This window comes from Streptomyces sp. NPDC021012 (assembly GCF_044333355.1).
In the GTDB taxonomy this organism is placed as follows: domain Bacteria; phylum Actinomycetota; class Actinomycetes; order Streptomycetales; family Streptomycetaceae; genus Streptomyces.
In genome coordinates, this window is record NZ_JBIRQU010000004.1 from 634,360 (window position 1) to 648,410 (window position 14,051).

General features: G+C 70.8%; 10 protein-coding genes. 6 read left to right on the top strand and 4 right to left on the bottom strand.

Annotated elements, in window-relative coordinates:
• The first annotated feature begins 125 nt into the window (after positions 1–125).
• Complete coding sequence (locus tag ACH4TP_RS17110; RefSeq protein ID WP_398438418.1) at positions 126–3,248, top strand: efflux RND transporter permease subunit; 3,123 nt, start codon at positions 126–128, stop codon at positions 3,246–3,248.
• Between the two features lie 85 nt (positions 3,249–3,333).
• On the opposite strand, the gene nadA is transcribed toward ACH4TP_RS17110, so the two are convergent.
• Positions 3,334–4,512 (bottom strand): quinolinate synthase NadA, encoded by a 1,179-nt coding sequence (nadA, locus tag ACH4TP_RS17115; RefSeq protein ID WP_389229868.1) that lies wholly within the window; start codon positions 4,510–4,512, stop codon positions 3,334–3,336.
• A 245-nt stretch (positions 4,513–4,757) separates the two neighbouring features.
• Here nadA and ACH4TP_RS17120 point away from each other — a divergent pair, with 245 nt between their 5' ends.
• Positions 4,758–5,114: an iron-sulfur cluster assembly accessory protein gene (locus ACH4TP_RS17120; protein WP_015033024.1), complete on the top strand. Its 357-nt coding sequence runs from the start codon at positions 4,758–4,760 to the stop codon at positions 5,112–5,114.
• A 126-nt stretch (positions 5,115–5,240) separates the two neighbouring features.
• Here ACH4TP_RS17120 and ACH4TP_RS17125 read toward each other — a convergent pair whose 3' ends face one another.
• Entirely contained in the window at positions 5,241–6,689 is a 1,449-nt protein-coding gene (locus ACH4TP_RS17125; RefSeq protein WP_398438420.1) for a hypothetical protein, read from the bottom strand.
• Between the two features lie 67 nt (positions 6,690–6,756).
• Positions 6,757–6,963 carry a hypothetical protein gene (locus ACH4TP_RS17130; RefSeq protein ID WP_389229874.1) on the bottom strand — a complete coding sequence of 69 codons (207 nt, stop codon included), beginning with the start codon at positions 6,961–6,963 and terminating at the stop codon, positions 6,757–6,759.
• Positions 6,964–7,119: 156 nt separating this feature from the next.
• Between ACH4TP_RS17130 and ACH4TP_RS17135 the strand changes: the two genes are divergently transcribed.
• Positions 7,120–8,094: a carbohydrate kinase family protein gene (locus ACH4TP_RS17135; protein ID WP_398438422.1), complete on the top strand. Its 975-nt coding sequence runs from the start codon at positions 7,120–7,122 to the stop codon at positions 8,092–8,094.
• Between the two features lie 487 nt (positions 8,095–8,581).
• On the opposite strand, the gene ACH4TP_RS17140 is transcribed toward ACH4TP_RS17135, so the two are convergent.
• Entirely contained in the window at positions 8,582–9,967 is a 1,386-nt protein-coding gene (locus ACH4TP_RS17140) for a cysteine desulfurase/sulfurtransferase TusA family protein (protein WP_398438424.1), read from the bottom strand.
• A gap of 903 nt (positions 9,968–10,870) precedes the next feature.
• On the opposite strand from ACH4TP_RS17140, the gene coxB reads away from it, so the two are divergent.
• The 3 genes from coxB to ACH4TP_RS17155 are packed head-to-tail and all read left to right on the top strand — an operon-like array spanning position 10,871 to position 13,964.
• Complete coding sequence (gene coxB / locus ACH4TP_RS17145) at positions 10,871–11,836, top strand: cytochrome c oxidase subunit II (protein WP_389224219.1); 966 nt, start codon at positions 10,871–10,873, stop codon at positions 11,834–11,836.
• Positions 11,833–13,569 carry a cytochrome c oxidase subunit I gene (gene ctaD, locus ACH4TP_RS17150; RefSeq protein WP_389224216.1) on the top strand — a complete coding sequence of 579 codons (1,737 nt, stop codon included), beginning with the start codon at positions 11,833–11,835 and terminating at the stop codon, positions 13,567–13,569. The genes coxB and ctaD overlap by 4 nt, the downstream gene beginning before the upstream one ends.
• Positions 13,566–13,964 carry a cytochrome c oxidase subunit 4 gene (locus ACH4TP_RS17155; RefSeq protein WP_086822830.1) on the top strand — a complete coding sequence of 133 codons (399 nt, stop codon included), beginning with the start codon at positions 13,566–13,568 and terminating at the stop codon, positions 13,962–13,964. Before ctaD ends, ACH4TP_RS17155 begins: the two co-directional genes overlap by 4 nt.
• Positions 13,965–14,051 lie beyond the last annotated feature (87 nt).

Here is a 14,051-nt window from a genome sequence, read left to right on the forward strand (position 1 = left end):
TATGCGCGGGATAAGGAAGTGGACCCGGGGGCCGAGGAATTCCGGACGTGGATCGCTGATCGTGTATGCGGGGGGTGCCACGGTGTGCCCGCCTGCCGACGAGTACGCCACAGAAGAGAGACCCCATGTCCTGGCTGTCCAGATTCAGCCTCGCGCAACGGGCCCTGATCGGGCTGATGTCCATCGTCGCGATCGTGTTCGGCGCGATCGCGATCCCGCAGCTGAAGCAGCAGCTGTTCCCCTCGATCGAGCTGCCGATGGTCTCGATCCTCGCCCCCTACCAGGGCGCCTCTCCCGATGTGGTCGAGAAGCAGGTCGTCCAGCCGCTGGAGAACAACCTCAAGGCCGTCGACGGCATCAAGGGCATCACGTCCACCGCCTCCGAGGGCAGCGCCGTCATCATGGCCAGCTTCGACTACGGGGACGAGGGCACCAAGCAGCTCGTCGCCGACGTCCAGCAGGCCGTCAACCGGGCCCGCGCCCAGCTGCCGGACGCGGTCGACCCGCAGGTGGTGGCCGGCTCCACCGACGACATCCCGACCGTCGTGCTCGCCGTCACCTCCGACAAGGACCAGCAGGCGCTCGCCGACCAGCTGGACAGGACCGTCGTCCCCGCCCTGGAGGACATCGACGGCGTCGCCCGGGTCACCGTCGACGGCGTCCGCGACCTCCAGGTCTCCGTCACCCCGGACGACCGCAAGCTCGCCGCGGCCGGCCTGAGCCCGATGAAGCTCGCGGAGGCCATCCGCAACGGCGGCGGCACCATGCCCGCCGGCGCCTTCTCCGAGGCCGGCAAGAGCCGCACCGTCCAGGTCGGCGGCGGCTACACCTCGCTCCAGCAGATCCAGGACCTGCGGATCAAGCCCGAGAAGGGCAGGGCGGTCCGCCTCGGCGACGTCGCCACCGTGAAGCAGGAGGAGGCCACCCCGGTCTCCCTGACCCGTACCAACGGCAAGCCCAGCCTCGCCGTCCTGGCCACCATGGACAAGGACGGCAGCGCCGTCGCCATCTCCGACGCGGTCAAGGACAAGCTGCCGGAGCTGCGCGAGGACCTCGGCGCCGGCGCCGAGCTGACCGTGGTCTCCGACCAGGGCCCGGCCGTCGCCAAGTCGATCTCCGGCCTCACCACCGAGGGCGCGCTCGGCCTCGTCATGGCCGTCCTCGTCATCCTGGTCTTCCTGGCCTCGCTGCGCTCCACGCTCGTCACCGCGGTCTCCATCCCGCTCTCGGTCGTCCTCGCCCTGATCGTGCTGTGGACCCGTGACCTGTCCCTGAACGTGCTGACGCTCGGCGCCCTCACCATCGCCATCGGCCGGGTCGTCGACGACTCGATCGTGGTCCTGGAGAACATCAAGCGGCACCTCGGATACGGCGAGGAGCGGCAGGCCGCGATCATCACCGCGGTCAGGGAGGTCGCCGGCGCGGTCACCTCCTCGACCCTCACCACCGTCGCCGTCTTCCTGCCGATCGGCCTGGTCGGCGGCATGATCGGCGAGCTGTTCGGCTCCTTCAGCCTCACCGTCACGGCCGCGCTGCTCGCCTCGCTGCTCGTCTCGCTCACGGTCGTCCCGGTCCTGTCGTACTGGTTCCTGCGCGCCCCCAAGGGCACCTCGGCGGACCCGGAGGAGGCCCGCCGGCTGGCCGAGGAGAAGGAGACGAAGAGCCGCCTCCAGCGCGCGTACGTGCCGGTGCTGCGGTTCGCCACCCGGCGCCGCTTCACCAGCGTCGTCATCGCCCTCGTGGTCCTTTTCGGCACCTTCGGCATGGCGCCGCTCCTGAAGACCAACTTCTTCGACCAGGGAGAGCAGAAGGTCCTGACGGTCAAGCAGAAGCTGGCCCCGGGCACCAGCCTCGCCGCCTCCGACGAGGCCGCGAAGAAGGTCGAGAAGGTCCTCGCCGACACGAAGGGCGTCAAGGACTACCAGGTCACCGTCGGCTCCTCCGGCTTCATGGCGGCCTTCGGCGGCGGCACCGGCTCCAACCAGGCGTCGTACCAGGTGACCCTGGAGGACTCCGCCTCGTACGAGAAGACCCGGGACGCCCTGCACGAGGCGCTCGGCAGGCTCGACGGCATCGGCGACACGACCGTCGCCGCCGGTGACGGCTTCGGCAACCAGGACCTCAGCGTGGTCGTCAAGGCCGCCGACCCGGCGACCCTGAAGAAGGCGGCCGAGCAGGTCACGCAGGCCGTCGCCCAGCTGAAGAACGTCTCCGACGTGCAGAGCGACCTGTCCCAGTCGGTGCCGCGGATCTCGGTCCGGGCCAACGAGAAGGCGGCCGACGCCGGCTTCGACGACACCAGCCTCGGCATGGTCGTCGCCCAGGCGGTGCGCGGCACCCCGGCCGCCAAGGCGATCCTCGACGACACCGAGCGGGACGTCCTGATCACCTCGGCCCACCCGGCCACCACGCTGGCCGCGCTGAAGGCGCTGCCGCTCGGCCCGGTGAGGCTCGGCGACATCGCGCACGTCGAGCTGGTGCCGGGACCGGTCTCCATGACCCGGATCGACGGCGCCCGCGCGGCGACGATCTCGGCCAAGCCGACCACGGACAACACCGGTGCGGTGAGCGCCGAGCTCCAGACGAAGATCAACGCGCTCGACCTGCCCGAGGGCGCCATCGCGTCCATCGGCGGCGTCTCCCAGGACCAGTCCGAGGCCACCGGCAAGATGGCCCTGGCGATGCTCGCCGCCGTGGCGATCGTCTTCATGCTCCTGGTCGCGACCTTCCGGTCGCTGGTCCAGCCGCTGATCCTGCTGGTCTCGATCCCGTTCGCGGCGACCGGAGCGATCGGCCTGCTCGTGGCCACCGGCACGGCGATGGGCGTCCCGGCGATGATCGGCATGCTGATGCTCATCGGCATCGTCGTCACCAACGCGATCGTCCTGATCGACCTGATCAACCAGTACCGGGCACAGGGCCTGGGCGTCGTCGAAGCGGTGATCGAGGGCGGCCGGCACCGGCTCCGCCCGATCCTGATGACCGCCCTGGCGACGGTCTTCGCCCTGCTGCCGATGGCCCTCGGCGTCACCGGCGAGGGCGGCTTCATCGCCCAGCCGCTGGCCGTGGTGGTGATCGGCGGTCTGATCACCTCGACGCTGCTGACCCTGCTCCTCGTCCCGACGCTCTACGCGATGGTGGAGCTCCGCAAGGAGCGCCGCGCGAAGAAGAGGGCGGCGAAGCGGGAGAAGAAGGCGGGCGGCGACACCCCGGTCCCGCCGCAGGCCAAGGAGCCGGCCGCGGTCTGATCCGCAAGGCCGGCGGCACAACAGACCCGAAGGGGCGCCCCGCGGTGTGCGGGGCGCCCCTTCCGTGTGTCCGTACGAGGAACCGTTACGGCAGGGCCAGCATCCGCTCCAGGGCGAGCTTGGCGAAGCTCTCGGTCTCCTTGTCGACCTGGATCTGGTTGACGAGGTTGCCCTCGGCCAGCGACTCCAGGGTCCACACCAGGTGCGGCAGGTCGATGCGGTTCATCGTCGAGCAGAAGCAGACCGTCTTGTCGAGGAAGACGATCTCCTTGCCCTGGTCGGCGAAACGGTTCGCCAGGCGGCGGACGAGGTTCAGCTCCGTGCCGATCGCCCACTTGGAACCGGCCGGGGCCGCCTCCAGGGTGTTGATGATGTACTCGGTCGAGCCCACGTAGTCCGCGGCGGCGACGACCTCGTGGCGGCACTCGGGGTGGACGAGCACGTTCACGCCCGGGATGCGCTCGCGGACGTCGTTCACCGAGTCCAGCGAGAACCGGCCGTGCACCGAGCAGTGGCCGCGCCAGAGGATCATCTTGGCGTTGCGCAGCTCCTCGACGGTCAGGCCGCCGTTCGGCTTGTGCGGGTTGTAGAGCACGCAGTCGTCCAGGGACATGCCCATGTCGCGGACGGCGGTGTTGCGGCCCAGGTGCTGGTCCGGCAGGAACAGCACCTTCTCGCCCTGCTCGAAGGCCCAGTTCAGGGCCCGCTCGGCGTTGGACGAGGTGCAGATCGTGCCCCCGTGCTTGCCGGTGAAGGCCTTGATGTCGGCCGAGGAGTTCATGTACGAGACGGGCACGACCTGCTCGGCGATGCCGGCCTCGGTGAGCACGTCCCAGCACTCGGCGACCTGCTCGGCGGTGGCCATGTCGGCCATCGAGCAGCCGGCCGCGAGGTCGGGCAGGACGACCTTCTGGTCGTCGCCGGTGAGGATGTCGGCCGACTCCGCCATGAAGTGGACGCCGCAGAAGACGATGTACTCGGCCTCCGGCTTGGCGGCGGCGTCGCGCGCGAGCTTGAAGGAGTCACCCGTCACGTCGGCGAACTGGATGACCTCGTCGCGCTGGTAGTGGTGGCCGAGGACGAAGACCTTGTCCCCGAGCTTCTCCTTGGCGGCGCGGGCGCGCTCCACGAGGTCCGGGTCGGAGGGCGAGGGCAGGTCGCCGGGACACTCCACACCGCGCTCGCTCTTCGGGTCGGCCTCGCGACCGAGCAGGAGCAGGGCGAGCGGCGTCGGCTGCACATCCAGGGGCTGGGCGGTGGTCACGTCACGCACCCTTTCTTCGGGGTCTTCGGGAAACGCTTTTCGTCGAAATGACGCTATCTATCATAACTGCTTCACGTCAGAATGACGATGGCCATAGTGTCGATGTGACGAATTCGCCGTCCGCACTCCTGGACATGGTGTGCGAGCATGAAAGAAGAAAGACCCGCTCGGCCCGGAATGAATCCGGGACACCGCCGGTTGCAACCGTCGGCAAGCAGTCTCCGTACACACCGGGAGAGAAGCAGATGTCCGTATCGGACGAGAAGACCACTGTCAGCGACGGCATCCTCCTGTCCGACGCCGCCGCGGCCAAGGTCAAGGCCCTCCTCGACCAGGAAGGCCGCGAGGACCTGGCCCTGCGCGTCGCCGTTCAGCCCGGCGGCTGCTCCGGCCTGCGTTACCAGCTGTTCTTCGACGAGCGCTCGCTCGACGGCGACGTCGTGAAGGACTTCGACGGCGTCAAGGTCGTCACCGACCGCATGAGCGCCCCGTACCTGGGCGGCGCGTCGATCGACTTCGTCGACACGATCGAGAAGCAGGGCTTCACCATCGACAACCCGAACGCCACGGGCTCCTGCGCCTGCGGCGACTCGTTCAGCTAAGCCGTACGCACGTGAGGGCGGTGACCCCGGGATCTCCCGGGGTCACCGCCCTCACGCGTACCGGGGCCGCCCCGGGCCCGCGGGCCGAAAGCCCCCGGGCCGCGCCCCCGCGCCCGCCCGACGCGCTCAGCGCCGCGGCACGGCCTCCCCGCTCGCCGCGTCCACCACGGTCCGGTCGCCCAGCGGGCTCTGCAGCGTCACGGTCAGCGTGATCTCCTTGGCGATCGCGATGCACACCCGCCCGGGGTCGGCCTTCTCGTCGATCCGCACGGTCACCTTCTCCGGGGTCTCCACGGCCTTGGCGGTGTACGTGCTGCACACCCCGCCCCAGAAGGTGACCGTCAGGTTCCGGCCGTCCTCCGCCGTCCGGTACGACTCGATCTGCCGGGCCGGCGCCGTGCCCTGGTCCGGCGGCGAGGGCTTCGCCGGCGGTGCCAGGTACTCCCGGGCCACCGCCGTCTCCACCACCGTGTAGGGCGCCGCGTCCACCGGGTCCGCGGTGAACAGCCACGCCGGTACGAGCAGCCGCTCGCCGGCCACGTCCCGCGCGGCCAGACCGAACACCGCGGCCGTCACCGGGACCTCCGTCGGCGGCGCCACGCCCGCGTCCGGGCGGCAGGGCGCGACCGGCTCGTCCTTGCCGTTCCCGTCGACTCCCGCCCCCGCCGGCGGGTCGGTCGCGCAGCCGCCGATGCCGACCGGGCCCGTGCCCTTCGACTCCTCGTTCAGCTCGGCGAGCGCCTTCGACGCCCCGACCACGGGGTACGTGGTGCCCTTCGCCGGCTCCTTGAGCATCCCGCTCCCGCCGACGGCCTTCCCGTCCGGGCCGATGTGCAGGCCCGTCGACCAGCCGTAGGTCGGCAGCCCGGCCACCACCGGATCGGCGTTGACCACCCGCACCGAGCCGTCGATCACCTGGGTCGCGGTCACCTTCGCGTCGTCCTGGCCGAGCGCCTTCAGGACGGGGACGGCCGCCGCCTTCGCCGCCGCCTCGCTCACCGGCGTACGGCCCGCGACCGGGGGCTTCACCTCGCCCGGGGGCGGGCAGGCCGCGCCCTTGAGGCAGGAGTCGCCGGCCGGGCCGCCGTCGTACCAGGAGTACGTCCAGTTCCCGGGCGCCTTCCGGGCCACGTCGAGGCGCGGTCCCCGGCCGTCCTTCTCGGGCCCGACCGTCCAGACGTCCCCGACCAGCGCGGGCCGGCCCTTGATCCCGAGCGCTTCGGCCAGCCTGGCCACCTCCGCCGAGGTGACCAGGCCCTCGGGCCGGTGGACCGCGGCCGAGGAGGGCCCTTGGGGGAGGGGGCCCTTGGCTTTGTAGACCGTCCCGCGCGGGCCGCCGCCCGGGTCCGGTTCACCGGGCGCGATCCCGGCACCGCCGCTGCCGCTCTCCGGGCGCGGCGGCGGGGACGGCACCGTCCGGGCGGCCGCGTCGGCCACCGCGGCCGGGGCGGCCGCACCCTGGGACGTCGCCGCCACCGCCAGATAGACGCCACCGCCCCCGGCGAGCAGCACACTCGCCGCCACCGAGGCGGCGAGGACGTTCCGTCGCCTCCGAACGCTTTCCGTACCGCTCACCGCAACGCTCCCTCGTCTCGACCGGACGCCGATGGGACGGAGCGGAGGGGCGGACGGTTCCCGTCCGTCAGCCGCCGTACTCGGCGGTGGCCTCGATCAGCCGGGCCGAGGCCGCCGGCACGACCACGCCGTGGATCGACGCGGGGGAGACCCGTACGGGCCGGGGGGAGACCGGAGCGACCCAGTGGGGGGCCATCCGAGCGCCGTCCCCGCGCAGCTGGGCGAGGCTCAACTCGGACTCGTGTCGCTCGCGAGGAGCGGGGTACATGGTCATGGGCGCACCGTATGCACCGCAGCGCTCCGGGGAAAAGACCTACTCTGGGGTAGTTTCCACTGTTCGGCAGGGAGCCCCCCAGCCGGTAGCGTGAACTGTCGTCCTTCGTTCGAGCGCCTCGCGCGCCCCTACTGAATTCCGCAGGAGCACCCCGCCGTGCGTATCGCAGTCACCGGCTCCATCGCCACCGACCACCTCATGACCTTCCCCGGCCGGTTCGCCGACCAGCTGGTGGCCGACCAGCTCCACACGGTGTCCCTCTCCTTCCTCGTCGACAACCTCGACGTCCGCCGGGGCGGTGTCGCCCCGAACATCTGTTTCGGCATGGGCCAGCTCGGTGGCAGCCCGATCCTCGTCGGCGCGGCCGGGTACGACTTCGACGAGTACCGCGCCTGGCTCGACCGGCACGGCGTCGACACCGCCTCGGTGCGCATCTCCGAGGTCCTGCACACCGCGCGCTTCGTGTGCACCACCGACAAGGACCACAACCAGATCGGCTCCTTCTACACGGGCGCCATGAGCGAGGCCCGGCTGATCGAGCTCAAGGCCGTCGCCGACCGCGTGGGCGGCCTCGACCTCGTCCTCATCGGCGCCGACGACCCCGAGGCGATGCTCCGCCACACGGAGGAGTGCCGCACCCGCTCCATCCCCTTCGCCGCCGACTTCTCGCAGCAGATCGCGCGCATGGACGGGGAGGAGATCCGCACGCTCCTCGACGGCGCCACGTACCTCTTCTCGAACGAGTACGAGAAGGGCCTCATCGAGTCCAAGACCGGCTGGACCGAGGCGGAGATCCTCTCCCGCGTCGGCCACCGCGTCACCACGCTCGGCTCGCGCGGCGTGCACATCGAGCGGGTCGGCGAGACCCCCATTGAGGTCGGCTGCCCCGAGGAGACCGCCAAGGTCGACCCCACGGGCGTCGGCGACGCCTTCCGCGCGGGCTTCCTCACGGGCCTGTCCTGGGGCGTGAGCCTGGAGCGGGCCGCGCAGGTGGGCTGCATGCTGGCCACGCTGGTCATCGAGACGCTGGGCACCCAGGAGTACACGCTGCGGCGCGCCAACTTCATGGAGCGCTTCACCAAGGCCTACGGCGAAGAAGCCGCCACCGAGGTCCACACCCACCTGCTCTGACCCACCGCCCGCCCGCCGGGCGGTGCCCCTGCCAGCCCCCGTTGTGGGCAATCGTTCCGCCGGGACGGTGCCCACCCTCAACGGTCCCGCGTCCCGCCGCCGCCCGCCGCCGTTGTGGGCAGTCGTTCCGCTGGGGCGGAACGGGTGGGCACAACGGACCCGCGCGCTGCCGGCGCCAGAGGCTTACGCGCCCTGACCCGCACCCCGTGCACAGCGCACATGGGGTGCGGGTTCAGGCCCGGAACGCGGAGGCGCCGCTAAGCGCGCCGTCCCGTGTGCCCACCCTCCCCCAAGCTCTCGGCTTCGCTCGAGCAGGGGGGACCCCCTTCGCCCCAGCGGGACGATTGCCCACACGGGCGGGGGCGAAGCCCCAGGCGGGCGCGGGCCCCACACGGGGGCGTGGGTGAAGCCCCGGGAGGGGGCACCGTCCCGCCGGGCGCGGGCCCGCACGGGCAGCGGGGCGCGGGCCCCGCACGGGCGCGGCGTGCTACGACACCCGGCGGACCACGTACGCCACCCCACCCCCCGCCGAAGGCGACTCCCCCACGTACTCCTGCCCCCGCATCTCGCACCACGCCGGAATGTCCAGCCGCGCCGCCTCGTCGTCCGACAGGACCGTCACGGTCCCGCCCACCGGCACGTCGCCGATGACCTTCGCGAGCTCGATCACGGGGATGGGGCAGCGCTTGCCGAGGGAGTCGACGACGAGCGAGTCCGAGGGCGCGGGGGAGGACGGTGCGGAGACGGGGGCGCCCAGCCGCTCCCGTACCGCCGCCACCACCCCCGGAAGGACCGCGAGGAAGCGGTCGACGTCCTCCGCCGAGGTCCCGCCGGGGAGGGACACGCGGACGTTGCCCTCGCTCAGTACGCCCATCGCGCGCAGCACATGGCTGGGCGTCAGCGTCGAACTCGTGCACGACGAACCGGACGAAACGGAGAAACCCTCCCGGTCCAGCTCCGACAGCAGCGTCTCCCCGTCGACGTACAGGCAGGAGAAGGTGACGAGGTGCGGGAGCCGGCGCACCGGGTCGCCCACCACCTCCACGTCCGGCACCAGCTCCGGCACCCGGGCCCGGATCCGGTCCACCAGGGCCCGCAGCCGCGCCCCCTCGGCCGCCGCCTCCGCCCGGACCGCCCGCAGCGAGGCCGCCGCCGCCACGATCGCCGGCAGGTTCTCGAAGCCGGGCGCCCGCCCCGACTCCCGTTCGTCCGAGGGACCTTGGGGGGCGAACCGGACACCCTTGCGCACCGCGAGGAGGCCGACGCCCGCCGGCCCGCCCCACTTGTGCGCGCTCGCCGTGAGCAGCGACCAGCCCGCCGGGACCGGTCCCCAGCCCAGCGACTGCGCCGCGTCCACGAGGAGCGGCACCTCCGCCGCCCGGCAGGCCTCGGCGACCTCGGCCACCGGCTGCTCCGTCCCCACCTCGTGGTTGGCCGACTGGAGGCAGGCCAGGGCCGTGCCGGAGCCGAGCGCCGCCGCGAAGGCGGACGCGTCCACCGCGCCCGAGCGGTCCACCGGCACCTCCGTCACCGTGCCGCCCGCCGCCGCGTGGGTCTCGCCGGCATGCAGGACGGAGGAGTGCTCGACCGCCGAGACCACGAGCCGGTTCCCGACGCGTCGGCGCCCCGCGAGCGCGCCGGAGACCCCGGCGTGAACCGCGCGCGTCCCCGAAGGAGTGAACACGAGCTCGTCCGGCCGGCACCCCACGGCCTCCGCGGCCGCCTCCCGGGCCGCGTCCAGCAGCAGCCGGGCCCGCCGCCCCTCCCGGTAGAGCCGGGCCGGATCGGCCCACCCCTCGTCCAGGGAGGCCAGCAGCGCCTGGCGGGCGACGGGGTGCAGCGGGGCGGCGGACGCGGCATCGAAGTACGGCATCCGCCCACCGTAGAACGAGAACACCCCCACCACGGCCCCGGGACTCCCGCCCCGCACCGAAACCCCGCGGCCCAGGCCCCTCGGCATACATCGAAGCCTCACGGCCCGGACCCTCGGCATGCGACGGAGCCTCACGGTCCGGGGCTCCCGGCATGCGACGGAGCCTCACGGTCCGGGGCTCCCGGCACGAGACGGAGCCTCACGGTCCGGGGCTCCCGGCACGAGACGGAGCCTCACGGTCCGGGGCTCCCGGCACGAGACGGAGCCCCATGGCCCGGGGCTCCCGGCACGAGACGGAGCCTCACGGTCCGGGGCTCCCGGCACGAGACGGAGCCTCACGGTCCGGGGCTCCCGGCACGAGACAGAGCCCCATGGCCCGGGGCTCCCGGCACGAGACAGAGCCCCATGGCCCGGGCCCTCGGCGCGCGGCAGAGGCCTCGCGGCCGGGGGATCCCCGCGCTTGACGGGCCCTCGCGGCCCAGGGGGCCCCGTACGTGACGCGACCTCGCGCCCCGGGGCTCCCGGCGCGCGGCCGAAGCCTCGCGGCCCAGGACCCTCGGCGCGCGGCGAAGTCCTCGCGCCCCCGGGCTCCCGGCGCCTGGCGGCGGGCCCTCGTCGCCCGGGGCCCCAGTGTGCGATGAGGCCTCGTCAGAAGTGGGTGGCGGCGCGCCGGCAGGCGGCCGAACGGGGGTGTCGTACCCCCCTCCGGAACACCGGAGTCCACCCCTTCGGGGACTCGGACGGCGCGTTGGGCACCCTCCCCGCGCGACCCCAAATAGCGTCCAGTAGGGTTTGGTCCGCATAAACATCCAAACCCCTGCCCGCGGCCGGGGCGGCGACCGACCAGCGAGACGGACGGCCGTGGCCGACCACTGCGGGCCGAGACTCTCGGGAAGGCGCTACGTGAGTCCCAACGGCTCCGACCGCTCGTCGCGGCGCCCGATGCGGCGGAAGCTGCCGCAGGTGCTGACTGCGGGCCTGATCCTGGCGACAGCCACGGGCTGCTCGTACAACTGGGAAGACTTCCCCCGCCTTGGCATGCCCACCCCCGTCACGGAAGAGGCGCCTCGGATCCTCTCCCTCTGGCAGGGTTCCTGGGCCGCGGCCCTGATCACGGGCATCCTGGTGTGGGGCCTGATCCTCTGGGCCACCATCTTCCACCGGCGCAGCCGGACCAAGGTCGAGGTACCTCCGCAGACCCGTTACAACATGCCCATCGAGGCGCTGTACACGGTCACTCCGCTCATCATCGTCTCGGTGCTCTTCTACTTCACCGCGCGCGACGAGTCGAAGCTCCTCGAGCTCACCCCGAAGCCGGCTCACACGGTCAACGTGGTCGGCTACCAGTGGAGCTGGGGCTTCAACTACGTCGAGAACGTGCCCGGTGTGAAGGGTGACGCCAAGACGGACAAGAACCTCGCCTCGCTCCCGGACAAGTTCCTCGCGGACTTCCCGGAGAACGCGGGCGGTGTCTACGACGCCGGCATCCCCGGCGACCGGAACCCGCAGACCGGCAACCCGGGCCCGACCCTGTGGCTGCCGAAGGGTGAGAAGGTCAGGTTCGTCCTGTCCTCCCGTGACGTCATCCACTCGTTCTGGGTGGTCCCCTTCCTCATGAAGCAGGACGTCATTCCGGGTCACACCAACTCCTTCGAGGTGACTCCGACCCGTGAGGGCACCTTCCTCGGCAAGTGCGCCGAGCTGTGCGGTGTCGACCACTCCCGGATGCTCTTCAACGTCAAGGTGGTCTCTCCGGAGCGCTACCAGGCGCACCTGAAGGAGCTGGCCGAGAAGGGGCAGACCGGCTACATCCCGTCCGGCATCGCGCAGACGGACCCGGCTAGGAATGCGGAGAAGCACCAACTGTGAGCATCCCCAACGAAACCCAGGGTGCCGCCGCGGCTGAGGACTCGTACGAGAACGAGCTGCCCGTACGGCGCAAGCAGCCCGGCAACGTGGTCATCAAGTGGCTCACCACCACGGACCACAAGACCATCGGTACGATGTACCTGGTCACGTCGTTCGTCTTCTTCTGCATCGGCGGTCTCATGGCGCTCTTCATGCGCGCCGAGCTGGCCCGTCCGGGTACGCAGATCATGTCGAACGAGCAGTTCAACCAGGCGTTCACGATGCACGGCACGATCATGCTGCTGATGTTCGCGACGCCCCTGTTCGCCGGTTTCGCGAACTGGATCATGCCGCTGCAGATCGGCGCGCCCGACGTGGCGTTCCCGCGGCTGAACATGTTCGCCTACTGGCTGTACCTCTTCGGCTCGATCATCGCGGTGGCCGGCTTCCTCACCCCGCAGGGTGCGGCCGACTTCGGCTGGTTCGCCTACTCCCCGCTGTCGGACGCCGTCCGCTCGCCGGGTGTCGGCGCCGACATGTGGATCATGGGTCTGGCCTTCTCCGGCTTCGGCACGATCCTCGGTTCGGTCAACTTCATCACCACGATCATCTGCATGCGCGCTCCGGGCATGACGATGTTCCGCATGCCGATCTTCACCTGGAACGTGCTGCTGACCGGTGTCCTGGTCCTGCTCGCCTTCCCGGTCCTGGCGGCCGCGCTGTTCGCCCTGGAGGCGGACCGCAAGTTCGGTGCCCACGTCTTCGACGCGGCCAACGGCGGAGCGCTGCTCTGGCAACACCTCTTCTGGTTCTTCGGACACCCAGAGGTGTACATCATCGCCTTGCCCTTCTTCGGCATCATCTCCGAGGTCATCCCGGTCTTCAGCCGCAAGCCGATGTTCGGCTACATCGGTCTGGTGGCCGCGACCATCGCGATCGCCGGTCTGTCCGTGACCGTGTGGGCGCACCACATGTACGTCACCGGTGGCGTGCTCCTCCCGTTCTTCTCCTTCATGACGTTCCTCATCGCCGTACCGACCGGCGTGAAGTTCTTCAACTGGATCGGAACGATGTGGAAGGGCTCGCTGTCCTTCGAGACCCCGATGCTCTGGGCCGTCGGCTTCCTGATCACCTTCACCTTCGGTGGTCTGACCGGCGTCATCCTGGCCTCGCCCCCGATGGACTTCCACGTCTCCGACTCGTACTTCGTCGTGGCGCACTTCCACTACGTCATCTTCGGCACCGTCGTCTTCGCGATGTTCTCCGGCTTCCACTTCTGGTGGCCGAAGTTCACCGGCAAGATGCTCGACGAGCGCCTCGGCAAGATCACGTTCTGGACGCTGTTCGTGGGCTTCCACGGCACGTTCCTGGTGCAGCACTGGCTCGGTGCCGAGGGCATGCCGCGTCGTTACGCGGACTACCTCGACGCCGACGGCTTCACCACGCTGAACACGATCTCGACGATCTCGTCCTTCCTGCTCGGTCTGTCGATCCTGCCGTTCTTCTACAACGTGTGGAAGACCGCCAAGTACGGCAAGAAGATCGAGGTCGACGACCCGTGGGGCTACGGCCGTTCGCTCGAGTGGGCGACCTCCTGCCCGCCGCCGCGGCACAACTTCCTCACCCTGCCGCGGATCCGTTCGGAATCCCCGGCGTTCGACCTGCACCACCCTGAGATCGCCGCTCTCGACCAGCTCGAGAACAAGCCGCACGAGGCCGCGGCCCTCACGGGCAGCAAGGAGGCCGGCAAGTGAAGATCCAGGGCAAGATGTTCATCTGGCTGAGCGTCTTCATCCTTGCCATGGCGATCCTGTACGGCGTCTGGTCCAAGGAGCCGGTCGGTACGACGGCGCTCTTCCTGGCCTTCGGCCTGGCCATCATGATCGGCTACTACCTGGCCTTCACGGCCAAGCGTGTCGACGCGATGGCGCAGGACGACAAGGAGGCCGACGTCGCGGACGAGGCCGGTGAAGTGGGCTTCTTCGCCCCGCACAGCTGGCAGCCGCTCTCGCTGGCCGTCGGTGGCGCGCTCGCCTTCCTCGCCATCGCGATGGGCTGGTGGATCCTGTACTTCTCCGCCCCGCTGATCCTCGTCGGCCTGTTCGGCTGGGTCTTCGAGTTCTACCGCGGCGAGAACCAGAACCAGTAGCGGTACCCCGCTCCGCACCGGAGCACCCGAGGGGCCCGGACACTTCGTCAACGAAGTGTCCGGGCCCCTCTTTTGCAGCACTCGGCG